The organism is Endozoicomonas sp. ALE010, assembly GCF_049310165.1.
Lineage (GTDB): Bacteria > Pseudomonadota > Gammaproteobacteria > Pseudomonadales > Endozoicomonadaceae > Endozoicomonas.
On sequence record NZ_JBLYNV010000001.1, the window covers coordinates 85,523 to 110,590 of the forward strand.

The window sequence follows — 25,068 nt, forward strand, 5'->3', positions numbered from 1 at the left end:
TTATTGGTTTTTCTGATACCACCAGGTACTCAAATCCAGTGCATAGGGCGCAGGATTTTTCGGGTACTTCAGTTGCTGTTTGTGGACTATCAGCCAGTGGGGCTGGTACCACAGGGGCAGTACATAGTGGTTCCAGAGAATGATTCTATCCATGGATTTGACCAGCGTTAGCAGTTCCTCCCGGGAGTTGGCCCGGGGTATTTTCTCCGTAAGGCTATCAATGGATTTCAGCTTGATACCGGCAATATTTCTGGAGCCGTGCTGGTCAACGGTCGCTGAACCCCATAAGCTGGCCTGTTCTGTGCCGGGAGAGGGCGTGTGGGGAAAGGTGTACAGAACCATATCAAAGTCCTGGTTTCTGAGCCTTTCAACATATTGGGCAGCGTCTACGGTTCTTATAGTCAGTCTGATCCCCATGCTTTCCAGTGTCTTTTGTACTGGAATAAAGATCCGTTCCTCTTCAGAAGAGGATAACAGGATTTCAAGCTCCAGCGGTTTGCCGTTCTGGTTCACCAGCTGGTTGCTGTTGATGGTCCAGCCGCTCTGCTTTAGCAGGGATAGCGCTTTTCTTTTGCGATCCCGGCGGGTCATCCCGGGCTCATTCCCCGGTGGAGTCCATGCCTGATCCAATGCTTGTTTCGGAATTTCATGTTTCCATACTGAGAGCAATTCTGTTTCCTGTTCTGAGGGTTTTCCCGAAGCTCCCAGTTCTGTCCCGGCAAAAACGCTGTCTGCCCGATGGTACATACCATGGAATAGGTGTCGATTGATCCAGTCAAATTCGATGGCGTATCCCAGCGCTTCTCTGACCCCCGGCTCTGATAGAATCTCTCTTCTGGCGTTGTAGGTGATGGTTAAGGTCTGCGGGTTATGATTGCTTAAAGATGTGCGAATTAATTGGTTTTTTTTCAGTGCTTCATCCCGTATCTGGTCGTGCCAGACGCGAGGGTCGCTGATGGTTTTGAGATCGTATTCTCCTTTCTGCAGAGCTTCTAAAAGGACATGGCTGTTTCGATAATATTCGTATTGAATGCGGTCAAAATTGTGTCTTCCCCGGTTAACGGGCAGATCTTTCCCCCAGTAGTTGTCGACCCTGGCAAAGGTTATTGAGCGGCCGGGCTCTATTTTAATGGGTTTATAGGGGCCACTGCTGACAGGAATCTCCATGCCGGGAGAAGAGAAGTCACGGTTTGCCCAATAGTGTTTGGGAAGAATGGGCATTTGCCCCAGAATCAATGGCAGTTCCCGGTTATTGCTGTGCCTGAACACAAAAAGCACTCTGTGGCTGCTGGTGGCTTCTACCTTCTCGACATCCTGATAGAACTGCTTGTAAAACGTTGACCCTTTTTCCCGGAGCAGGTCAAAACTGAACTTAACATCATAAGCTGTGACGGGTTGGCCATCATGGAATCTGGCCGCAGAGTTTATGGCAAAGGCTACCCAGGTATTATCAGGGGCAAGTTCAATGCGCTCGGCAATCAGGCCGTATTTGGTCAGGGGCTCATCCCAGGATCTGGCCAGTAGTGTGTCATACATCATATAACTGCCAGCCGCGGCTGTGCCACGATCTATATAGGGGACAAGACTGTCAAAATGACCAATAACGCCCTGTTTCAGCTCACCACCTTTTGGTGCATCGGGATTAACATAGTTAAAGTGCCGGAAGCTCTCAGCATACCCGGGCTCACCATAAAGGCTGATGGCGTGTCTTAACCTGCTGTTCTGGTCGGCAGCGGACAGCATTGGACTGATACTCAAGACACAGATGATCAGCGGTGTTGTTAATCTGAAGACGGTAAACCCCATAGCCGTAATCCCGATGTCTGTTGTTTAAAGACTTATCTTATTTTTGGGAGAGATGATCAAAGCTCAGGACCTTCCAGCACAAAGCTATCAGGATAGCATCTGCCGGAAAGGTGGGGGAGTCAGAAGTTGCGGGTTACATTGACAAATAATGTGACCTGCTGGCCGGGGTGAATAAATTTGCCACTCATATCGCTGTTCCAATCTCTGATCTGGGCGACATTCACATTAAACTTTGAGGCAATTTTGGCCAGGGAGTCACCGGAACGGACTTTGTAGTGTACCTTTCTCACAACCGCATTTTGTGAATCCTGTTTCTTCCAGACCACCAGCTTCTGATTAATTCGCAGCGTATCTTTGGGAGACATATTGTTCCAACGAGCCAGCTCGTTAACACCAACCTCATACTTTTGGGCAATGGTCCAGAAGCTGTCGCCAGACTTTACCAGATACTCAACTTTGTAACGGCCATTCACCGAACGATCTTGCTTTGCTGCAAGGCGCTGGCCAGCACTGAGTGTGTAACTTTCTGCTGTTTTCGCCGCTACCGGGATCATCAGGCCCTGACCAATACGGATAATGGTTCCGCTGAGTTTATTGGCCTCGGTAATGACATTGACACTGGTCCGGTATTTCATGGCAATGGTGCTCAGGGTGTCACCCGAACTCACTGTGTAGCGATCCCATTTTACCCGTTTCTCCGGCGGCAGGTTTGCCAACTGAGTCCGGAAATGTTCAGCATGAGAGACTGGAACTACCAGGTGGTGAGGCCCCTCCGGTGGCGTTGACCAGCGGTTCAGCCCGGGGTTGAGTCGGTAGAGTTCTTCCAATTCGACCCCTGACAGTTTGGCTGCCTTGGCCATATCCAGCTGACCACTGGTATCTACCTTGGCGAAGTAGGGCTTATTGGGAATTTTGTTCAACTGGACGCCATGTTTGGATGGGTTTCGAACCACTTTGCCAAGAGCGATCAGTTTCGGCACATAGGCCGTGGTTTCTCTGGGAAGGTCAAGTGCCCAGAAACGGGTAGATTTACCGAGCTTTTTGTTTTTCCGAACAGCCCGCTGTACCCGGCCGGGGCCAGAGTTAAACGCTGCCAGTGCCAGCTCCCAGTCGCCAAACCTGTTGTACAGGGTTTGCATATAGTCCAGTGCTGCACGGGTAGAATGTACCACATCCCGGCGACCGTCATACCACCAGTTCTGATGGAGGCCGTAGTGTTTACCCGTTGCCGGCATAAACTGCCAGAGCCCTGAAGCACCTGCATGAGAGTATGCGAAAGGATCGAAGCTACTCTCTACAATGGGCATCAGTGCCAGTTCAAGGGGAACATTTCTCGCTTCCGCTTCTTTGACAATAAAATAGAGATAGGGCTCTGAACGTTTGGAAATCTGGCTGAAGTAAGACTTGTGACGTTTATACCAGTTCAGTTCAGCCTGAATTCGCGGGTTATTCTGGTCAAGATCCATTGCCAGACCTGACTGAATGCGAACCCACAGGTCGTCGATGATCACCGGTTCTTTTTTTTCAGGCGTTATCTTCTCCGGTGTTGTGACCTCCGCTTTTTCCACAGAAGGCTTTTCAACAATAGGCCTGGTTTCTTTCTTGACCGTGGATGCCGAAGATGAGGGCGAGTTACTCACCAGCTGACAACCCGTCAGAAACAGCGAAAGGGCCAGCGTTGGCAGAGTCCGTCGGGGAGGGCCAAAAGTAAATCGCTGGCCTGTTAAGTAGGGGGCTTTGGTCATATATAGGGTTCTGAGTATTATCAGTTCATTATTTTACCACTATCAAAAATTATCCTTCCATGCTCGGATTACCCTTAGAACGTCGATTGGGCTGGCACTTGAGGACGGATCCCTGTCAGAGGCGGCTTGAATAACTTCCGGTTGGTCTGATCTGAGGAACGGATTTGTGTCCAATTCCTTTCTCAGGGTTGAGGGCACGGTAGGCCGGTTTTCAGAGCGCAACTCAGCGACTTGCATAACCTGTTCCTGTAGCTTCCGGTTATTTGGCTCCACTGCTCGGGCAAACTCAAGATTGGCCTGGGTGTATTCATGGGCACAGTAAATCCGTGTATGGCCAGGGAGTGAAGCCAGACGGGACAGACTGCTGTACATCTGTTCTGCCGTCCCTTCAAATAATCGGCCGCAACCACCAACAAATAGAGTGTCTCCACAAAAAAGCGCTGGATTTTCATCCTCGCCGGAATCGGTAAAGTAAGCAATATGGTCCAGTGTGTGGCCGGGAGTGGCCAGAATTTTAAACTGGCAGGTGCTGAGCTCAACCGTATCATTATCACGCAAAGGGTGAGTGATTCCCTTGATGTCCGGGTTATCAGGACCGTAAACCGGAATATTTCTGTTGCGGGTCAGTTCAGCGACTCCGCCAATATGATCAAAGTGGTGGTGGGTAATGAGAATACCCACCAGATTGAGTCCATGATGATTCAGTGCCTGTTCAACTGGCCTGGCATCACCGGGATCAACCACAAAAACATCCCGGCTATCCGGTGAATGAAATATCCAGATGTAGTTGTCATTAAATGCGGGTATCGGAGATATAATCAGCATCGCCTTGAATGTCCTTTCTTTCATCCCTGTGATCATCGTTGATACTGCTGCACAGGGAAGATCAGTTTTGAGCCTGTATGTGCTATGAGGTTGTCCGGTTGAAGATGTTATAGCCGATATCTGCTGATGTCATAGAATAATATTTTCTGTATAAACTCGATCTTAACGAGGTTAACATGAACAGACCTGATGATGAAAAGTCTCTGGGATATTTATTGGTACAATAATTTGCATGATTCGACCATTTCAGAAAAGGACCAAAAGCAGTTTCTCTGACCGTATTGGAGGCTTGCGTCGCTGGCTGGATACCGACTCAGGAAGGTTACTGGTTGACTATGAAAAAAGTCTGCTGGAAAGAGAGTTAGGTACCATCTTTGGTTTCCATGCGGGGCAATACTCTGCCTCCTGGCATAAAGATCTGATGTTCAGCAGTCCGGTAAGAAGGCAGTTTATCCTCGGTTCCAGTCATCTTGCCGATTGCCCGAGACCACAGGTGATGGCTGATCCCCATTACTGGCCAGTGTTACCGGGAAGCCTGGATCTTGTTCTGTTGCAACACACGCTGGAAATTGTGGACAGCCCGCATCGCTTGCTCAGTGAGGCGGCGAATACCATTATACCGGACGGTAAGCTGATAATTATTGGCTTCAACCCTTACAGCATGACCAATATTGCCCGGTGGTGTGTACCAGGTCAGCGTCGTCTTCTCAGGGATGCGCACTTTATTTCGCCGTCAAGGTTGAAAGACTGGCTTGCCCTGCTCAATTTCAATGTGGAAAGAATCGTTTATGGTGGCTATGTTCAACCGCTGAAACGTTTCTTTACTGGTTTGCGTGGTGATCTGATTGAACAAAGGCTGGAACAACTCCAGCTGCCGGTCGGTGGCTTTTATATGATGATTGCCACCCGGGAAACCCCCGGGCTGACCCCGGTAAGAAAGGTGTGGTCCGATGTGCGCAGGCGTTTTGTCGGTCAGCCATTGACCCGCCCCAGTGCTGGTAGAACCAGTTCCGTGAAAGTAAACAAAGACTGGAGTTCTTTTGAGTCAGACAGTTGAAATTTTTACCGATGGTGCCTGTAAAGGAAACCCCGGGCCCGGTGGCTGGGGTGTGTTACTTCGTTACGGCACTGTAGAGAAAGAGCTATTTGGCGGTGAACCCGAAACCACCAATAACCGGATGGAACTTATGGCGGCGATAGAAGGGCTGAAGGCTCTGAAACGGCCCTGTTCAATAATTCTTACTACCGACTCCCAGTATGTCCGTAAAGGTATCACCGAATGGATGACCGGCTGGAAACGGAAAAACTGGAAAACAGCGGCGGGTCAGCCAGTGAAAAATCAGGATCTCTGGCAGCTGCTGGACCAACAGAATCAACGACACGATATCGATTGGCGATGGATCAAAGGCCATGCCGGTCATCGGGAAAATGAAATTGCTGACCGGCTGGCCTGTAAGGGTGCGGAAGCTTTCAAAAAGTAGACAGTCTTCTGGCCAATATTTGAGAACCGTTAACTATGCGACAGATTATTCTTGATACAGAAACCACCGGTATTGACCCTAAACAAGGGCACCGGGTTATTGAAATAGGCTGCGTGGAGATGATTGACCGGAAACTCACCGGTAACCATTACCATGCCTATATCAACCCGCAGCGGGTGGTAGAGCAGGAAGCCATCGAAGTTCACGGCATTACCAATGAGTTTCTGGCCGATAAGCCGGTGTTCAGTGCCATTGCCGATGAATTTCTCGAGTTTATTCGCGGAGCCGAGCTGGTTATTCATAACGCAGCGTTTGATGTTGGTTTTATCAACCATGAGTTTTCCCTGTTACGCCGGGGGTTCCCCAATGTAGAAGGCTGCTGTGGTGTGCTTGATACTCTGGCCCTTGCCAGAAAAAAACATCCGGGCCAGAAAAATAATCTGGATGCTTTATGTAAGCGGTATTTCATTGATAACTCTTCCCGAACCCTGCATGGCGCTTTGCTGGACTCTGAGATTCTGGCGGAAGTCTACCTTGCCATGACCGGCGGGCAGACGGCTCTTTCCCTTGGCAGCAGTGAGGATGGTGCTGGTGATTCGGAAGAGGGCAGTATTATCCGGCGACTGGCTGCAGGCAGGCCTGCGCTGCGAGTCATCTCTGTCAGTGATACTGAGTTGCAAAACCATCAAAACAAGCTGGAACAGATTCAAAAACAGTCGGGTAACTGCCTGTGGCTTGCTAACGATTAGTTCATAATTTTAATGTGTCTTCAGGGTATGGAAAGGAATCAAGGAGTTTACTTTGCCACTGGATCATGATCTTACCGATGTGATGGATGTGAACTATTCACCTTTGCAAGGCCTGCAACCTGAACTGATTGGCCAGTGCTGGCTGGTACTGTTTGAAGGACAGGTTGTTTTAAATGACGAAAGCACCGGAGAAAACTTCCTCTGGTACAGTCTCGACAAGTTTCAGCTGGCAATCAAACAACAGGCGATAGTCACCGGCTATTTTCATGGCAAGGCAGCAGGGATTGTTGAACTCACAAGTCTCACCGTTGAAACAGGTACTATAAGCATCAGGGCCTTACTGTCTGAGTCAGACTCAACGGTTTATAGTTTCCTTAGCCATGGCCTGCAGATCCTGACTTCACGCAGGGAACATGCCTTTTGTGGCTGTTGTGGTCATCAGATGCAGGAAAAAGTCGGAGAGTGGGCAATGGCTTGTGCCCAATGTGAGCACCATGCCTATCCGAGGATTTCTCCCTGTGTCATTGTCCTGGTGATCCGGGGGGAAGAAATGCTTCTGGTTCGACATCATCGCCATGGTAAAGCGTCAACCATGCATACGCTGGTGGCGGGTTTTGTCGAGCCCGGGGAGAGTGCCGAAGAGGCTGTGCATCGTGAGGTACTTGAGGAAACAGGCCTTACGCTGGGCAAACTCCATTACTGTTTCAGTCAGAGCTGGCCCTTTCCCCATTCATTAATGATGGGGTTTCATGGGGAGTACACAAGTGGTGAAATTGTCCTCGAAGAAAAGGAACTCAGCTTTGCCGGCTGGTTTCATCGGGATAATCCGCCAGAGCTGCCACCGGGTTTTACTATAGCCAGAAAGCTGGTGGATTTATTTGTTTGATATTATCCAATCATATTTAAATACTTATAAGAAACCTGAAATATTTGTGGCAAAGTTAATCATTGAGAAAGGATGAAACGCCAGAAAGATCACCGAGAATAGCGGAGATCTTTGCCTAACAAGAGGGGATTTCAGACCAATTTCGATTTCTTTAGCCTTACCAATTACCGAACCTATTACCTAAAGAGTCGAGGACCAGGCCGCCATCAGGTACCTGACCTCCCTGTGGGGTTGCAATCAGCACAAAGCCGTCGGAACAGGCGAAAAAATCTCCGTTACCGCCACAGGCAGCACTGATTGAATACCAGCCATCGTCTGATATAAATGGATTGGCTCCCAGGCCAAGATTTCTTAAATCAGCGGTATATTGATGGTTATCAAGGAAAAACTGCTCCTGTCTTCCGGCAATGTCCAGCAGTGCTGTCTGTCCTTCGGCACGCCGACCATTCTGGATAGCGTTTTGGTAACTTGGCACAGCAATAGAGGCCAGTATGCCAACAATAACAACGGCGATAATTAGCTCGATAAGCGTAAAGCCTGAGGCTTTTCCCATGTTATTTTACTCCTGATGTATTGCTATTGTTCTATCCAGCCACTGCGATGCATACCGACTTCATTGACAGCACCGCTGTATCCGGTATTCAAATCGATCAGGTTCCTGTCTTTACCGAGGGGGACTCTGTCTTTATCGAGGGAGCCATTGTCTTTACCGAGGGAGACAATAGTGGCATCACCGGGCATCCCTACAACGGAAAATAAGGAAAACCGGTCATGTATCTCTTTATCATTATCATTGTCTACGTCCCGAATCGCCGAAGCAGTGTGAAGGTCCACCACATAAAAGCGGCTGGAACCGATACTGGGTGTGCAGATGTTGGCCCCCGGGGCAGAGGAGGGAGCGTAGGTGCTGTAGAGCAACTGACCGCTGTAAACATCGCCGGTGGTGGTTGTCTTTTCCCCCGAAGCGGAAAGGTTGATATACCAGCCGTTACTGCTATCCAGTAGCGACAAGCCATTAGCGGTTTGCTGATCAGTACCCTGCTGGATAAGGTTACGGCTGGCATCGTACAGACTGCTATGGGAAATAACGTTGGGTGGTGTTGTGCAGTCATTACAACTGCCAAAGCGGTTATAGAAAATATTGGTATCACGGATAACGTAGTAACGGTCAGTATTTGAAGTGGCCATGGGGTTGGCCCGGTTACCACTGCCCAGTACTACCGCATCATATGCACGTCCCCGGTAAGTGGTTCTCACCAGCTCCGGTTGGTACATAAAACGACGATCGTCGATACTATCCGGAGATGGGCGTATATCTGTCTCATCTGCCCCAAGCTCTGCCAGCTTGATCATGGACCACAGGGCAGTTTCAACATCGGGAGCATTGGCATCAGGATAAGCCTTACCGATATCAATTCTGAAAACATTGCCACCGGTATCTGCAAAGTAGACCCGGTCTGTAAGGCCGTCACCATTACTGTCCATGGGTGCGGGGGATGCCACCACACTCCATTTCAGATCACTGCTTTCGTACTGTATCGGGTTTGCTGTATCAATGGCGTCAGGGGCAGTAAACGATTGGATTAATGACCCTGACGAAGCGTCAACGAAGAACAGGCCCCGGCCATTTTGTGAATATTTCCTGACTTTATGAGAGTCACCCGCTGCGTCGATAAAATCTTCACCCTGGCGATCATCATCATTGGTTGAGTCATAACCGGCACCAAAGGCAAGAGCATATTTATAGTTGATTGAGCTGGTCGTTACCTTGCCTTCGGTGGTCGTCACCAACTCCCGATGGCCCGGCAAAATAACAGGTACCGGTGTTGACCAGCTTTGGCCAAGCTCGGTAAATCCGGGCATGGTATGGTCAATCCGCCAAAGCAGGGTAGGAGTGCCATCCGGATTGGAAACGTCAATGGCATAGTAACTGCTGCCACCCCGGCGCATGCCGAAATAGAGGATCATGCGATCACCATCGGTATGTTTGATATTGCCGTCTTTGTTATAGTCAAGGCGGATCACGCTTATCTGGCCATCAAGCCCGTAGGGGTGGCCTGCATCATCACGGTTTTCATAGAGCTTTGCTGCGTTACCGGCGGTTTCTCCGGCAAAGAATGACCAGTTCTCAACCACGTTATTCCCCTGATCCTCAATAAAATGCAGGACGCCATAGTTGGTGCCAAAAGCCAGTCGTATATCGGGATTATTTTCACTGTACTCAGTGCCGCTGCCATCAGTATCGCCATAATTCAGAGTTACTGGTCTTGAATGAAGAATATCACCCAGAACCCAGTCCAGCGTATTGCCACTGCTGTCCAGTCCTTTGACCCAGTTAATCAGATCTGTAGCGGTGAAGCTCTCATTACCGTCAAGATTAAAACGGCTCGTATCAATATTATCCAGTGAGCCAATTGACTCCTGATTTTGAGCATTAACCAAATTGGTATAAAACGTCCCCCTTGAGTTTAGAAGGGTTGCCCCTAATCCCCCACTGGCCACATCACTACCATCATCAACAGTTCCCCAATACGTGCTACGGCCATCGGCAATCCGATTGCTGCCATCATCCAGTGCCACATCACATCGCCGATCAATCACGGTACCTGGCACGTGATCATCCAAATCTGTACAGGCAGGACTTGAGTCATCCTTATAGATTTTCAATTTTTTCAGATTGCCTTTCCATCGAGCGGAGTCGGTTGGGAGGAACATGGCATAGTAAGCATTGTCCAGCGACTCAGTTCGCTTGAATGTATTTACGGCAACTGCAGGAGAAACGAAGGTGCTGGTTTGCTGGAGAATTTCTCCCAGGGCACCCTGGAATGCTGAAGCGATATCGTTTACGACCACACACCCGGTGTCAGCGTCTATATTGCTGCCAACGGTTGTATAGCAGACTCCGTTTCCTTTATCTGCGGTCTCGCGTAACAGAGGCTGATCTGTCGCAAAACCAATGGTGTAGGTAAATGCTTTTTGATTTCCGGTAGCAATATTACCATCAAGTCCACCTGGTCCTGGCTTTGCCAGATATTCGGCAAGCTTTGGCAGACAATTTTCACTTAACCCACCACTGTTATCAGCATAATTATCACAGCTGGTAATGGGTGTCAGGCCATCGATCAGCAACCGATTATCAGATTTGACTCTGCTATTTACCGCAAACTCAGCACTCGGCTCTCCATCGGTTACGTATATGATGTACAGGTTTTGACAGGGTTTAACCACTGGAATATCGCCATATTCACTGGTGGTTTTGTATCGGCTTCCAGGGATTTGTTCTACACTGGTGTCCCGGCTGCCGGTCAGTTGTCCTCGATATAATTCCCGCCCCATAAAAAAGTTAAGGACTTCGTAGTAGGCACCACAAAGAGGTGTTCCGCCTTCTGGATCAATATAATTCAGGTCATTCAGAATATTGCTGCTATCCGGACTTATTCGGCGTCTGATATAGCCCCCTCTGCCCCGATCACGGCCATTCAGAAAAGCAGCAAGGCCGAAGTCTACTCCGGGGTTATTATTGATAAGATCGGTAATTGCATTAACTGCCAGGTTAATCCGGGTTCCGGGAGGTTGGAATTCAGTCTGATTATACCAGTTAAGGTAATTGCCAGGGCAGGTTGCGCCAACAACTGTTCCGGATGTTCCGAAAAAATAAACTGGAGTACATGGGCTGCCATCAACTAATAACTCGTAATTCCAGTAAATGGTGTAGCGGCTACTGGGATTTCGGCTACCACCATAAATAATTGATGGGTTATAGGGGCGTTTGGGGATAGAAGGGGCATCATAGTCCATACTCCCGGATGTATCTAACAAGATCATCACCTGGGGCCTGGCATTATTGTTAATATTGGCACCAGTAAACAGTTCCGTATCGTCAGCATGGGCAGCAAGTTGATACTGCAAAAGTACAGCGACAAGTGCCGCAGATTTAATGCCTTGTAAAATCACTCTATGCCACATTATACGACCAAATTTGTTATTCATGTTTATGTTGAAACCAGAACTTTCTGGTACGGCCCCTGGCTGTTTCTATGGGCTTGCCGTTGCCACTATATTGCCGACATTGACATTCCAATCCCCGGTTGCTGAACCACCCTGTTCACCCAACATTACTTTATAGGTGTTCATGGCCAGGGAGGTGGCTATGCCTGACTGTGCACTGTTCGTTTGAATCTGGTAAAACTCAACGCTGTACTTACCAACGCCACTGGCATTCTCGCTGCGGGGTAACGTCTGGCTGGAAGCCTGATAGTGAATGCTTGGGCTGGGCGCTGTATTGTTGGCACCACAGGTATGTGCCAATTTCTCTGGCTCGTCCATGGTATCGTCAGGGTCGTATGGGTTATAGGGAGCCTGGTCCGCCCCACAGATGCCCCGGTCAAAACTGTCCATGCCCATAACAGCAATCTGGTTGAGCGTTGCCTGTGCCTGGTTGAACGTAATCAGCTTTATTTCCGCATTGGCGATCATGCGCGGTGACCGGCTGGACTGGTTTACCAGTGTGACAGCAATAGTGGTCAGCATCATCAGAAACAACAGGGAAACCATCAGAATCATACCGCCCTGTTTTGCTTTGAACTGTGTCATCCCCGGTCACCGATAGGTCTGGTTATAGAGAAAGATGGTGGTACTGGCTAAACGACGATTGCGGTTATCGCCATTGGGCTGAACAGTAATGTCGCCCATCTGGTAGGTGCGAAAATCTTCAAAGGCATTGATTTGATCGGTAGTGGCCAGCAGGTAAAGTTTGATGCTTTGTACGTCATTCCATTGTTGCTCTGTCCAGTTATTAGTGTTGGCCGGTGTTCCCTGATAGCGGTTTACCTGACCATCGCCATTATCATCAATGCCCAGAAATACGCGCATGGCTTCGATATTGTTGGCCAGTGTGGTTTCAACCAGGGCGTCATTGACAAGACGGGTCAGCCTCAGCTGATTATCCCGAAGATAAAACAGGCTGAACTGATATTCCCGAATCTCCTGGTCAGCGGAAATTAACGGGGCATTGGCAGAACGGAAAAGGTGGCCTTCCTGAGTATTGGCGACCAGGTAGTTGGTGTCTGCCACTGGATTGGTAACCACTTCGCCAATTGCTCCCCGGAACAGCAGCCAGTCAGAAGGGAGGCCATCATTGGCGGTATAGTCTCCGGGCTGCCCGGCAGCGCAGCCGAAAATATCGTTACTGGCCCGTCCGGCCATAAATGCGGGGGAAGGGGTCAGGGCTGCAGCAATGCCAGTGCAATCATCGCTAACCGCCAGGCCATTTTGATTGATGCTCTCTGGCGGCAAGCCATTGATATACCCTGCAGAGCGAAGGTCGCGGGAGATGATGGCCAGTGCTGTGCGGGCATTATCATTGAGAGTAATCATGGCACTGCTGTCACGCTGGGCGGTAAAGGTGTTGAGATAGAGAACGGCCACACCAGCCAGCAGAAATAGCGAAAGGGTGACAGCGACCATCAGTTCAACCAGGGTAAACCCCTGTTGTCTTTTATCACTGGCAATGGCCCGCGGGTTTTTTATCATGACTTTCCTCACATCCATGTACTGCACCTAACCGATGGTGGTTTGTATCACCATGACCCGACGAAGATCATTATCCACTGTGGAGCGATAGCCTGCATCTGCGTCTCCGCAGGTAACCGCTGCCCTGGTATCGGGGCGGGTAAATTTTCCCCGCCAGACAATCGTCAGGGTCACATCGGTATTATTGATGTTGATGCATGCCCGTGGTGAAATGAGACCACCTGCTCCTGTGTCTGCAGCAGTCTGCACCTCATTACCAAAGAGAGCCGCTCCCCACTGCCAGAGGTCAAAGGCGGCTGTTTGCGCGGGTGTACAGTTAGAATTCGCCCCGTCGCACAGGGTTGCTGGCAGGGCTGGTGCGGCAGCAATATCGCCGTTGTAGCTGGCCAGCCCGGAATTATTGGCATTAATACGGGCTAACAGATCCTCAGCCAGTTGTAAGGCAATGGATCGTTGTTGTACTTCAACAATATTCTTTCGTGACTCAACCACGAGACCGGCAATGCCTAACAATCCCACTGATATGATGATCATGGCCACCAGCACTTCAATCATGGTAAAGCCGTTATTTCTGTTCATCACTTGTTTCCTGGGCATTGCCGGTATCTGTCTCAAGCTGTTCCTGAACCTTTCCAGTTATCAATAGTGATGTAGCGCCACCACCATCAATACTCAATGTTGCAGTATGAGAAGCTTTGGCATCATTGATAACAACATTGGCACCGGTGAAAAGCCCCCGTGCATCAAAACTGAACTGTGCGGCAGTCGAATTGATCGCGGTACCGGAAAGGGGAGGGAGTTGCATTATGTTGACACCATTGGCGGTTACCGTGCCATTATTTCCAGCCCAGCCATTATCCGGTGAGATAATAACATCAGTACCACGGGTGATCGCTTCTGAGCGGGCAAATGCCAGGATACTCTGTATCTCTTCAGCATGACTGCGGACCCGATTATTGGCAATACTCTCGGTAAGGGAGGGATAGGCAATAGACGACAGAATACTTAGAACGGTCAGGGTGATGATCAATTCTACCAAAGTAAAGCCAGCAGAATTTTCAGGTATGAACTCTCTTATCTTTTCATCCATTTTTTTCATCGATGGTGCTGATGGCGTTATTGTTATTATTAAAAGTCAGTGATTGTATATCTTTTCTCACCTGATTTCTCACGTCATTCGAGATAAACGGTAGCTATTTTTGGATAAATGGCAATTAATTTCCCGATATGAGAGGGTTTCGACAATAAAAAAGCCAACCGTGAAATTATCCAGGGCTGGCTTTTTGTGATGATCTATCAGGAGACAACTTTTTTTCACAAACAGTTAACAGACAGTCGTCTATTAGTTAGGAAAATAGGCACCAAGCTTGGTAGCCAGCATCATGTTTCCTTCAGCACGCAACTTACCCATCATAAACGCCTGCATGCCATCAATTTCTCCTGACATCACACCGGACATGGTTTCACTGTCCATAATCAGTGTTACGCTTGGGTCGTCATGGGTGCCAGCAACAATATCCAGAGACCCATCTTTAATGATCAGATGGTAGGCATCAGCATCTTCAATATCAAACTGGAAAATCTCATCGACGCCCGCAGCTGCATCGGTATTAAAGCGGCTTTTCATGGACTCAATGATTTCGGCAGGAGTGCTCATATTTTCTTTATCCTTCTTCTTAACATTAAGCATTTCTGGTTAGACAAAGCGAATGGTATGAGTATTAGCCGAATGTGTCAACGAAATTCAAACGCTTGTATGAATCTCTGGCGGTAAAAATTTCCGGCACCCATCACTTTTTTATAGTCCCCGCCAATGATAAATCAGTTATCATATAGGCCATTTTGATATTGGAACTCACAAGCCTTTCTAAGGAGGTCCCTTTGGAGTATCTGGCAGACTTTATTTTGTTTTTGGCCAAAACGTTTACCCTGATTGGTGGTGTGGTGATTTTAGTGGCTCTGGTGACAGCAATAGGTCAGAAAGCCAGAAAAATGCACAAGGGACATCTTGAGATTACTCGTCTTAATGAACACTACGAGCACCTTCAGGCGGATTTGAAACATGCCTTGCTGGATAAGGCTGAGCTGAAAAAAGAAGCCAAAGAGCAGAAGGAAAAGGCGAAGCTGGAGAAAAAAGCCAAAAAAAATAAAGAGTGTGAGGAAGAGGGTAAACCAAGAGTTTTCATACTGGATTTTCATGGCGATATTAAAGCCTCAGCGGTCAAATCGCTGAGGGAAGAGATTACGGCAGTTCTTTCTCTCGCAGATAAAGAGCGGGACGAAGTGGTGATCCGGCTGGAAAGTGGTGGCGGTCTGGTTCATTCCTATGGTTTGGCTGCATCCCAGCTGAAGCGAATCCGCGATAAAGGAATTAAGTTGACGGTCACCGTCGATAAAGTGGCTGCCAGTGGTGGCTATATGATGGCCTGTGTTGCCAATCATATTGTTGCAGCACCTTTTGCGGTACTGGGCTCTATTGGCGTAATGGCACAGTTGCCCAATGTTCACCGTCTTTTGAAAAAGCATGATGTGGATATTGAGTTACACACTGCCGGTGAGTTCAAGCGCACTTTGACCGTTCTTGGGCAAAATACCGAAAAAGGACGGCAGAAATTTATCCAGGATATGGAAGATACACATCTGCTATTCAAGGATTTTGTCAAGACCGAGCGGGAAGTTGTTGATATTGATCAGGTTTCAACCGGTGAAATCTGGTATGGTCAGAAAGCCCTGACGCTCAACCTTATTGATGAGATCAGCACCAGTGATGAGTATATCTACCGGAGGGTCGATGAGGTTGTTCTGGTACAGGTTGAGTATGTAATGAAAAAAGGCGTTGCCGACAAACTGGGGATGGCGGCTGAGTCAGCCCTGGATAACACCTTAATGAAGTGGTGGGGACGGTTTAACACCAGTCGCTTCTTTTCTTAGCAGCACCCGGTTCTTCAGGTATTCATCATTTTTGTTCTTATCTGAGCTGATTAAATTTGAACTATAGATCTAAATAGCAGTCAAATGTTCTATCAGTTATTCAAATGGACAATAATAATGAACCCTGTTGAAGCATCAGTAGCGACTGGTTACCATCATAATCAGTCGCATAATGACAATAATGTCGGTGAGACTAAGCATTGGACGCAGTCCAGAACCGTTCGGGCAGTTGCCGGGGTGGCCGTTTTAGCTTTAGGAGGGCTTGCGGGCCTGGCTGTTTCTTTGTTTGCCAGCCCCCTGGCTGCGATTATTGCCGCTGGTGCTGTAACTGCAGTACTTGGGGTGTGTGTCATTGGGTATTTTTACCACCATAGGGGTGGAAACAGCACAACGACACCACCTGATATACAGTCGCCAGAGCCTATCTCAGCGGATACAGTTAGTCCTGAAGCTCCCATTCAGCCATCTCCATCCACTGCTTCATATATTCCACCATCGTCACCGCCGCCATCCACTGCTTCCTATGCTCCTCCATCGCCACCGACGCCATCCACTGCTTCGTATGTTCCACCATCGGCAGCGACCCCATCCACTGCTCCTTATGTAGACCCGCCAAGGTTTGCAAATTATGCTTCTTATGTGCCATCGGCACCACCTCCATACTCCGCCTTTGCTGAGCCTCCTGCTTCAGCAGGGACTGCGGCCGCGCATGTGCCTCCAGTAACATCAAATCCCCTTCCTGCCGAGCCTCCCCCGGCCTACACGCCACTACCGGAATTCGTTGTAGAAGACCCTTTTGAGCCGCCACCAGCTTATAAAATAGTGGGGCCAGAGGAATGTATACAGATGCAGGAAACAAATGTGGATGCTTTGTTGAGGCAGCATGGGGAAACTATTTATCGAAGTAGTCGAGACGGTAATTGCCTGTACGATTCAGCAGCCCACCAGTGCCCGGAAATAGCCAGAGATGCAACAGATCTTCGACAACAGGTTGCCCGTTTTGCAAGAGAATGGCAGCAGCGCTATCCAGATGGCAACAGCAATTTTTCACCCATCGAGGCACGAGCCTATGCGAGATTACAAGGTGATGTTGGTTATGACGCTGGCAATACCTCCATAACTAATGGACTTGACGAAATAGCCGCTCCGGGATGTTTTTCAGACCATATAGATACTTTTTTTCTGGCACAGGTTGCCAAAATGCCAGTCATTGTCATAGATATTAATAACAATGTGACTCTTGCTGTCGATAAACATGGTCGATCCATTGATTGGCTTGATGCTTATGACAGTAGCCTGGTTCCCCGCAGAAAAATTCTCCTGGTGATTGATGGCCCACACTTTATGGGACGGCAGATGGCGCGGAATTAATTATTCTGCTCCATATCCGTGTTAATCCCTTCTCAAGCGTTCTGACAGGGCAATAGGGGATTCAAAGCGGAATACGACGATGTAGGAAGATACCAGCAGTGAGAGTATCGCTGTTGCCTGGATAATATGCGCTGAAATCTCACCAATCAGATTCTGTCCGCTGGCAAAAGCCGCTATCAGTATTGAAAACTCACTGGTCTGACCTAATCGAAAGCCGACTTCCCAGGCTGTGGACCGATTCTCACTGACCTTGCGCAGCAGAAAACCAAAAACCACCGGCTTGATCAGGATAACAGCCCCAGTCATCACCGTTGCCGGGAAAAGTACCTGGCCAATCAAGTCAAGATTGAAGCTGGCTCCGATAGAAAAGAAGAACAGCACCAGGAAAAAATCTCGTAACGGTTTAAGATTGATGGCTATATATTGGGCGATTGGACTGGTGGCAATACTGATACCGGCAATAAAGGCACCAATTTCATAGGAGAGGTTCAGGCTATGAGCTAACTCCGCAAAGCCAAGACACCAGCCCAGGGCCATCAAAAACAGATATTCATGAAAACGGTCAAAGCGGACCATCAATGGCAGCAGCAGGTATTTAACCAGCATAATAGCGGTGAAGATCAAGGCTGGCAGGGCAATAAAGGCCATGATGAGTTCGTTGTAGTTGGCACTATGCGACGGATTCAGGTTATAAAGCAGCAGGAGCGCAATAATGGCCATCAAATCCTGCAGAAGCAGCAGGCTGACCATGATCTCACCGGTATGTCTGTGATGCAGCACGGTGGTTGGCAAAAGTTTAATGCCGATGATTGTGCTGGAAAACATCATGGTTGCTCCAATGATGATCGCCTCGTTCTGGGGAAGACCAAATGTCAACCCGAGTCCATAGCCCGTCAGGGCAAAGAGAAATGAGCTCAGTAGGCCAACGGTAGCCGTTTTCCTGAGCAGATGGGCAAGGTGACTTGGTTGCATGTCCAGCCCGAGAAGGAACAGCAAAAAGATGATGCCAACATGGGCAATATCATTGAGCAGATTGGTGTCATTAACCACTTCCAGTCCAAACGGACCGAGTATGGCACCGAGGGCTATATAGGCTACCAGCAGGGGCTGACGTGTGAACAAGGCTCCGGTGGCGAGAATCGCTGCCCCGGTGAAAATCAGAAAAAAAGAGAAGAGCAGGGAACCGCTTTCCATCATTCAGGCTCATTCTTGGATTATTTATGGAAAGGACAGTATAACCAACAGTTTGGTTTTCGTGCAGAAGAAGGGGAAAATCTCTTCCAAATAAGAAAGAGATTCCAAACTGTGGTTAGAGCTGATGCCTCAACCGATACACAGGGGGTAATTTATCGGCAGCGGTTTGATAGTCCGTACTAAATGTGGTCAGAGCGGCCAGGGCGTAATCCGGATTCTGATCTTCCCTTAATCTGAAACTACTGAATCCACAGCGCTTGAGGTAATAGAGCTGATCCACAAGAATGTCGCCTATGGCTCTAATGTCCCCTCGGTAATGAAAGCGTTCCCGAAGCAAACGGGCCAGAGAGTAGCCACGACCATCCATAAACCTGGGAAAGTTAACGGCGATGACTTCAAACTGGTTCAGGGCATTGGCCACCGTTTCAGGTTCGTCGTCACTGTCAAACCAGATGCCAACCTGACCTTTATGCAGGCCATTGGCTTTCACAGCCTGATCAATTGACGACACATGGAAGAGCACATTGCCATCAGGTAATACGGGCTCTTCCGGATCCTGCTGCAGAATCTGAAAGTCATCATTTCTGATTTGCTGATCCTTAAGCAGCTTTGGCATAAACCTTCTCCTTGAATGGCTGCACACCAACCCGTCGACAGGTATCGATAAAACGCTCTTCCGGAGTGCGGAGTTCGACGTAGGTCTTCAGGATCTTATCGATGATGTCCGGCACTTCATCCATTTTAAAGGAGGGTCCGAGGATCTTTCCCAGAGAAGCGTCATGCCCGGATGCACCACCGACCTGAACCTGGTAATACTCTTCACCTTTACGATCAACACCGAGAATGCCGATATGACCGACATGGTGATGACCACAGGCGTTCATACAACCGGAAATGTTCAGATCCAGCTCGCCAATATCATGGAGGAAATCCATATCATCAAACCGTCGCTGAATGCTTTCTGCCAACGGAATGGAGCGGGCATTAGCCAGTGCACAGAAGTCGCCTCCCGGGCAGCAGATCATATCGGTAAGCAGACCCTGGTTAGGTGTTGCCAGGTTCAGTGGTTTCAGTGTCAACCAGAGCTCGTGAAGTCGGCTTTGGGGAACATCAGCAAAAATCAGATTCTGCTCGTGGCTCACTCTGAGCTCACCAAAACTGAACTGGTCAGCAAGGTCTGAGATAGCTTCCAGTTGCTCGGCACTGGCATCTCCCGGAGCATCAGCCGTTGCCTTCAGAGTCAGGGTGACAGCACTATACCCCGGCTTTTTATGGGGATGGACATTTCGTCTGAGCCACAGTTGAAAATCCGGTTCGGCGGATAAAGCCAGATCAGTGAAGTCGATATTGGTCAGCTTTTCGTAGTCAGGCTCAGTAAAAAAAGATTGAACCCGATCCATCTCCTGTTGGGGAAGCCTGGCGTCTGTTTCTTTCAGGTGAGACCACTCGCTTTCAACCTTCTTGGCAAAAACCTCAGGTGTCAGCGCCTTCACCAGAATTTTGATTCGGGCCTTGTACTTGTTATCCCGCCGTCCATAACGGTTATAAACTCTCAGTACTGCATCCAGATAACTCAGGAGGTGCTCTGGCTCAAGGGATGGTTTGATAACGGAGCCCACCATGGGTGTTCTCCCAAGACCACCACCAGCCAGGATTTTAAATCGAACATCATTATTTTCATTTAAGAAAGCATGAATGCCGATATCATGCACCTGTGTTGCTGCCCGATCCTGTTCACTGCCACAAACCGCTATCTTGAATTTTCTGGGAAGATAAGCGAACTCCGGATGGAAAGTGGACCATTGCCGGATAATTTCACACCAGGGGCGGGGATCAATAATCTCATCGTGCGCTACACCAGCAAACTGGTCTGTTGTGGTATTGCGGATACAGTTGCCGCTGGTCTGAATAGCATGCATTTCGACAGAGGCCAGTTCTTCCAGAATTTCCGGTACTTCTTCCAGCCTTGGCCAGTTCAACTGAAGGTTCTGCCGGGTGGTAAAGTGGACATACCCTTTATCGTAACGTCTGGCAATGTAGGCCAGTTTACGCATCTGTGTACTGCTCACCATGCCATAGGGAATCGCAATGCGCAGCATGGGGGCAAAGCGCTGTACATAAAGCCCATTCTGAAGACGAAGAGGCAGGAATTCATCTTCTGGCAACTCACCAGCGAGAAAACGACGAGTCTGGTCCCTGAACTGCAGGACTCTCTCATCGACTATCTGCTGGTCGTAATCATCGTATTTATACATGAATTGTTCGTCTGATTAGCCACATCCAGGGAACAGGTCAGAAACCTGGGACAGAGGAAGAATACTGATTTTTACTTATAAGTAAAACTATTATTTATTAATAAAAGTAGGCTAAAAAGTAATAAATCAAAGGGGTGCAATAAGTTGATGGTTGGTCAGGGTTTCGCTAATTTAAATGAGTTGAGACAATATGTGCCATTTTGACAGTATCAAGGAGATAAATAATGAAAGACAGTACAATTGATGCCATTGCGGCTGTTGCATTGATAATGCTGGTTGTTGCGACGGCGGTATACTGGGTCAGTTCTCAGTAAAAGCTTAAGTGTTTTGAGTGACGACATACACCACAAATAAAAGTATCAAAACAAACAGTACGGTTCCGGCGATACCAGCGATGATGTAGTGCGCTGGCTTTCCCTGCTGGAAATCCCTTTCCAGATTCGCCCTTTTCTGAACACCGAATGCAGCAGACAGCGCACTCAACACCACTGATTTAATGCCTGTCCCTTTTCTTTCTGACATCAGCCAACTCTCTTTATCAACTGTTAACATGAACATATTATGATCTTGTTAATTCAGTTGGCAAACAGGTAAGACTAATTGAGGACGATAACCCTGATCCGGTAATGGGTATCTCTGGCTGCAAAGTAGCCGATCCAGCTATCGTTATCAGCATCTGTCCATGATACCAGTTGATCAGCCAGCATTTGGGTACCTCTGGCCCCCAGATCCTTGACATAGGGCAGTAACACATAAGCCATTGCACCGAGAACCAGGCCATTGGTTGCGGATGTCACTGCTCTTTGCAAGGCAATATTCAAACCACCGGTAGTGTAATAATTCAATACCCCATTCATGGCGTAATAGGTTGCTATCGGGAGAATGGTTGCTGCTGCTACAGGAACTACATAGCCTCTGATGTTTTCGGGCAGAGGGATCAGTTGATATCCTGATGAAGTTATCGCCTCCGCCCGCTCACCAATAGAGGTTATCTGATGCTGCAGGTTGGTGATCAGGCTTGTGTCGTCTGAACCTGAAAGGCTCAGGCGTTCATCCTGGCCTGCCGGTATCATTTCATTTAACTGGTAAAAACGATACCCGATTTCCAGCAACCCGGCTCCTGAGGCAAGAGCATAAGCTGACGTTGCATCCCACCCCCTGCCTTTAAAGTACGTCATATAGCCATTGTGAATGGTGTGTTGAATACTGGTCTTTATCGAGTTGTTAAAATCACCGGCAAGCTCAGGCAAATGTTCGAAGCCCAGGTCTCTTCGAATTAAAGACAGCGCACCTCCGGGAACGTTGCCAATCATATTCAGGCCATACCCGACCATCAGCATGGCGATACCGTCAATTGTTTCATCATTCAGGCTATGGAGCATGGGCCATTTCCCAAAGACCTGATGCAAACGACCTTCGTTATGTAGTGTCTTCAGTGAACTGCCAACAACGGAAGACATGCAGTTAAGCATTCGATTGGTGGGTGTTGTCCTCATGAATAGTCTGAAAGTTTCTGTCCTACTCGTCTCTATTACGTTTTTTTCAATTTTTCCGGTGTTTACTGCCGCCGCTACTGGTCTGTCCGGGTCGCCGAGCACCTTTTCGCCATGATTCGCCAGTAATGAATATGCGGTAAAGCCTTCAACAAAATCCGCAGCGCACTGGGCAAAGAGAGAGTCAGTATCCGTAAACACCTGATTCTGGACAAGATTCCGGATTGAATGAATAACATCAATACCCAGAAGTAAATAATTCCAGCGTAAAAGATTTTGCCAGAATGAGTGTGGCTGCCAGGTTACCATGTTCATGGCAATAATGGGGACCACCTGAGGAACAAAAGCACCCACAGCTGCTACCCTGGACAGGTTCTCCTCTTTCTCAAGTATGATTTTTACTTTTTTACCCACCATTTCATCCGTGGTATTCAGTGTTAGATTAATAAACCGATCATTATTTGCACGCTGGATTTTCCCATTATCAACAACAGAAGCTTCCTTGTCATGCCAATACATTTTATTTGACTCTGCGTTTCCTGAACTGAAAAAAGCCTGATCATGTTCTGATTGAAGTCGTATGGGTATTTTACCGTAAATTTGTTCTTTTAATATCTCGGTATCAATTTCCAGTTGAAGTGGTGTGTTGTCTTTGACTGTAATCTCCACAGAGTTGTTATTGCCGGGAGATAGCTTCGAAATATTAACAGCAAAAGAATTAACAGGGAAAACTGAGAAGACAAAAAATATCAGAAAGATTTTACTGTTAAATAACTCAGATATGAGTGACAGCAGGGGCAGGGGATAATAAACAGTCGTATCTGATTTAAATGTTTCAGGTTTTTTTCTGGATTTGAAGGATAATAGAAAAGCCATTATTTACCACCTAAGTAGACAGGCTCTCCTTTGCCACAGAAAAATCTGGAATAATATTGTTTAAAGTTGTTATCTCTGTTGTAGAGACGAATTTTCAAATATTTTAAACGAATCTAATATTTTTTAATCATAATTAATTGAGATACAAAATTTGTTTTTATTCCCTTTGCATTCCCATAAATGGATTAATAAAGATTTATATCTATTATCAAAATCAGTTTTTTTTACTGCTGACTTTCAGTAACCACATCTATACGGTAACGAATCGTATCTGCCAGAAAATATTCTGACCAGCTTCCAGGCTCTGCCTCCATAAATTGAAGAATTGGCTTTTGTACAGTGTTTGCTGCCCAAATACCATATCTCTGAAGAACAGGTGACAATAAATGCGTGGCAGCACCAAGTACCATTCCTTCATAAGTGGCATCAAATAGTTTAAACAACGGAGATGAAACATCAGATCCAGTAGTTAATTTAAATGCACCATAAATGACAGCAGGTATTGCGACACCAAGTGTCAGTAGTTGAAGTTCAGATAATTCCGGTAGTGCCAGGGCTTTATTGATGGATACTCCTATTGCTTCGGCCCGCTTGGTCAATGAATGAACCTGATGGGTCTGGTCCCGCCCTGCCATGCCCTGTTGGGCATACAGCCTCAACAGGATTTCAATAACCCCTGCACCCGAGGCCATTGGCAGAGCGTAGCTCTCATTAAAACTATGAGATTTGAGTTGGCCCTTAAAGAAATCTTCGTACCCTGCCTGAAGAGTAAGCTGAGTGGCTTTAACAATTGACCGGTCCAGTTCATTCTGTAACGCAAGATCCTCAATTGCATTAGAAAAACCAATGGTTTGCTTTAGTAACTTAAAGAAGTCTCCCGCCTCAAAAGCAAAGGTATTAAAACTATAGCCGACCATTATTTTTGCCAGGCCATTGATCGACTCTTTGTTCTGTCCTTGCAAATATTGCCACTCGTCACCGATGTGATTTTTCTGGATGTCAAACAGTGCTGATGCCACTGTGTTTGAGATACAGTCCATCAGCCTCTTGAAGGGGGCGCTCATAACATATGCCCGGATGGTTTGGCTTTTGGTTCTGGACGATGCCGAAGTCTCTCCATAATTGGCAGCTTCAAAAAGCAGGAACCCTTCAATAAAATCTGCTGAACATTGCGTTGCCAGGGATTTTTGGTTACCAAACGTTTGGCTCAGAACAAGATTTCGAATCGATTTAACAAGATCACCTCCCAATAGCTTATAATTCCATCTCATGAGTGCTTCGTAGAAAATAACGGGCTTTGGACCGAATGTAACTTCATCCATGAAGATAACAGGAATCATTTGAGGGAAAAATGCAGCAAGGGCTGACAACCTGGAAAGATCTTTCTCTTTTCTTATTCTTATTTTTATAATCTTGTCAACATGACTTTGGCCTGGCGTGAGTGTTAAATAAATCAGCTCATCTGTATTAACTCTTTTGTTACTTTCTTTTTTCAGTGCGCTGATTTGATCATGCCATAATATCTGCTGCTCACCATTTTCAAATAACAGGCTCTCATTTTCCAAAATAATTTGTACAGGAATGTTACCCTGAAGATCTTTCTTAAGACCTTTGGTATCGATGGCAATCGTGATTTCCTGCTGTTCTGAAGCTACTATTTCTAAATCAGAATGACTGTCTGGTGATAACAGGTAAACTTCATTTTGATGGGATGCATAAGCCAGTGAGGCGTTACACAATAAGAAAATCAAGGATATTAACCCGGCAAATCGAAGAGTCTGGAAACGGTCATTGGACACAATTATTCTTGGCATACCTACCATCCTGAATGGGAGGCACTCCATTGCCATTTCAATCTAAGGTTAACTATTTCAGGCCAGGAGCCTGAAATAATCCGACGATTATAATTGTTGTTTGCTTATTG

22 protein-coding genes are annotated in these 25,068 nt (G+C 47.6%); 6 read left to right on the plus strand and 16 right to left on the minus strand.

Annotated features, from left to right (window positions below):
* From ACO6UY_RS00195 to gloB, 3 genes are all read right to left on the minus strand, one after another.
* A complete protein-coding gene (locus tag ACO6UY_RS00195) occupies positions 1-1,806 on the minus strand; it encodes an extracellular solute-binding protein (RefSeq protein WP_422444862.1) in 1,806 nt (601 codons plus the stop codon).
* Positions 1,807-1,925: 119 nt separating this feature from the next.
* Positions 1,926-3,551: a LysM peptidoglycan-binding domain-containing protein gene (locus ACO6UY_RS00200; protein WP_422444864.1), complete on the minus strand. Its 1,626-nt coding sequence runs from the start codon at positions 3,549-3,551 to the stop codon at positions 1,926-1,928.
* 42 nt (positions 3,552-3,593) lie between these two features.
* A complete protein-coding gene (gene gloB, locus ACO6UY_RS00205; protein WP_422444866.1) occupies positions 3,594-4,376 on the minus strand; it encodes a hydroxyacylglutathione hydrolase in 783 nt (260 codons plus the stop codon).
* 232 nt (positions 4,377-4,608) lie between these two features.
* On the opposite strand from gloB, the gene ACO6UY_RS00210 reads away from it, so the two are divergent.
* The 4 genes from ACO6UY_RS00210 to nudC are packed head-to-tail and all read left to right on the plus strand — an operon-like array spanning position 4,609 to position 7,492.
* Complete coding sequence (locus tag ACO6UY_RS00210) at positions 4,609-5,433, plus strand: methyltransferase domain-containing protein (protein ID WP_422444868.1); 825 nt, start codon at positions 4,609-4,611, stop codon at positions 5,431-5,433.
* Positions 5,417-5,857, plus strand: coding sequence for a ribonuclease HI (rnhA, locus tag ACO6UY_RS00215; RefSeq protein ID WP_101745800.1), 441 nt, complete (start codon positions 5,417-5,419; stop codon positions 5,855-5,857). The genes ACO6UY_RS00210 and rnhA overlap by 17 nt, the downstream gene beginning before the upstream one ends.
* A 35-nt stretch (positions 5,858-5,892) precedes the next feature.
* Complete coding sequence (gene dnaQ / locus ACO6UY_RS00220) at positions 5,893-6,606, plus strand: DNA polymerase III subunit epsilon (protein ID WP_422444870.1); 714 nt, start codon at positions 5,893-5,895, stop codon at positions 6,604-6,606.
* 52 nt (positions 6,607-6,658) lie between these two features.
* Positions 6,659-7,492, plus strand: coding sequence for an NAD(+) diphosphatase (gene nudC / locus ACO6UY_RS00225; protein WP_422444872.1), 834 nt, complete (start codon positions 6,659-6,661; stop codon positions 7,490-7,492).
* Positions 7,493-7,649: 157 nt separating this feature from the next.
* On the opposite strand, the gene ACO6UY_RS00230 is transcribed toward nudC, so the two are convergent.
* The 7 genes from ACO6UY_RS00230 to ACO6UY_RS00260 all read right to left on the minus strand — a co-directional run bounded on the left by ACO6UY_RS00230 (position 7,650) and on the right by ACO6UY_RS00260 (position 14,681).
* Entirely contained in the window at positions 7,650-8,045 is a 396-nt protein-coding gene (locus ACO6UY_RS00230) for a type IV pilin protein (protein WP_422444874.1), read from the minus strand.
* Between the two features lie 23 nt (positions 8,046-8,068).
* Positions 8,069-11,482 (minus strand): pilus assembly protein, encoded by a 3,414-nt coding sequence (locus tag ACO6UY_RS00235; protein WP_422488768.1) that lies wholly within the window; start codon positions 11,480-11,482, stop codon positions 8,069-8,071.
* Between the two features lie 45 nt (positions 11,483-11,527).
* Positions 11,528-12,085, minus strand: coding sequence for a hypothetical protein (locus ACO6UY_RS00240; RefSeq protein WP_422459193.1), 558 nt, complete (start codon positions 12,083-12,085; stop codon positions 11,528-11,530).
* A 6-nt stretch (positions 12,086-12,091) separates the two neighbouring features.
* The gene (locus ACO6UY_RS00245) at positions 12,092-13,024 is read right to left on the minus strand and encodes a PilW family protein (RefSeq protein ID WP_422444880.1); all 933 of its coding nucleotides are present in this window, start codon (positions 13,022-13,024) and stop codon (positions 12,092-12,094) included.
* A gap of 27 nt (positions 13,025-13,051) precedes the next feature.
* Positions 13,052-13,603: a type IV pilus modification protein PilV gene (gene pilV, locus ACO6UY_RS00250; RefSeq protein WP_422444882.1), complete on the minus strand. Its 552-nt coding sequence runs from the start codon at positions 13,601-13,603 to the stop codon at positions 13,052-13,054.
* Complete coding sequence (locus ACO6UY_RS00255; RefSeq protein ID WP_422444884.1) at positions 13,590-14,114, minus strand: GspH/FimT family pseudopilin; 525 nt, start codon at positions 14,112-14,114, stop codon at positions 13,590-13,592. Before ACO6UY_RS00255 ends, pilV begins: the two co-directional genes overlap by 14 nt.
* A gap of 252 nt (positions 14,115-14,366) precedes the next feature.
* Entirely contained in the window at positions 14,367-14,681 is a 315-nt protein-coding gene (locus ACO6UY_RS00260; protein ID WP_422444886.1) for an SCP2 sterol-binding domain-containing protein, read from the minus strand.
* Positions 14,682-14,905: 224 nt separating this feature from the next.
* Here ACO6UY_RS00260 and sohB point away from each other — a divergent pair, with 224 nt between their 5' ends.
* Positions 14,906-15,955, plus strand: coding sequence for a protease SohB (gene sohB / locus ACO6UY_RS00265; RefSeq protein WP_101745810.1), 1,050 nt, complete (start codon positions 14,906-14,908; stop codon positions 15,953-15,955).
* 117 nt (positions 15,956-16,072) lie between these two features.
* On the plus strand, positions 16,073-17,326 hold the full coding sequence (locus ACO6UY_RS00270; RefSeq protein ID WP_422488770.1) for a hypothetical protein: 1,254 nt from the start codon (positions 16,073-16,075) through the stop codon (positions 17,324-17,326).
* A gap of 21 nt (positions 17,327-17,347) precedes the next feature.
* Here the strand turns inward: ACO6UY_RS00270 and ACO6UY_RS00275 are convergent, their stop codons facing one another.
* From ACO6UY_RS00275 to ACO6UY_RS00300, 6 genes are all read right to left on the minus strand, one after another.
* Positions 17,348-18,520 (minus strand): cation:proton antiporter, encoded by a 1,173-nt coding sequence (locus tag ACO6UY_RS00275; RefSeq protein ID WP_422446123.1) that lies wholly within the window; start codon positions 18,518-18,520, stop codon positions 17,348-17,350.
* A 115-nt stretch (positions 18,521-18,635) separates the two neighbouring features.
* Positions 18,636-19,136, minus strand: a complete 501-nt coding sequence (locus ACO6UY_RS00280) for a DUF934 domain-containing protein (RefSeq protein WP_422444892.1) — start codon at positions 19,134-19,136, stop codon at positions 18,636-18,638.
* Entirely contained in the window at positions 19,120-20,775 is a 1,656-nt protein-coding gene (locus ACO6UY_RS00285; protein WP_422488771.1) for a nitrite/sulfite reductase, read from the minus strand. Before ACO6UY_RS00285 ends, ACO6UY_RS00280 begins: the two co-directional genes overlap by 17 nt.
* A 318-nt stretch (positions 20,776-21,093) precedes the next feature.
* The gene (locus tag ACO6UY_RS00290; protein WP_422444896.1) at positions 21,094-21,333 is read right to left on the minus strand and encodes a DUF2970 domain-containing protein; all 240 of its coding nucleotides are present in this window, start codon (positions 21,331-21,333) and stop codon (positions 21,094-21,096) included.
* Positions 21,334-21,371: 38 nt separating this feature from the next.
* A complete protein-coding gene (locus ACO6UY_RS00295) occupies positions 21,372-22,937 on the minus strand; it encodes a hypothetical protein (protein ID WP_422488773.1) in 1,566 nt (521 codons plus the stop codon).
* Positions 22,938-23,368: 431 nt separating this feature from the next.
* On the minus strand, positions 23,369-24,958 hold the full coding sequence (locus ACO6UY_RS00300) for a hypothetical protein (RefSeq protein ID WP_422465379.1): 1,590 nt from the start codon (positions 24,956-24,958) through the stop codon (positions 23,369-23,371).
* Between the last annotated feature and the right edge of the window lie 110 nt (positions 24,959-25,068).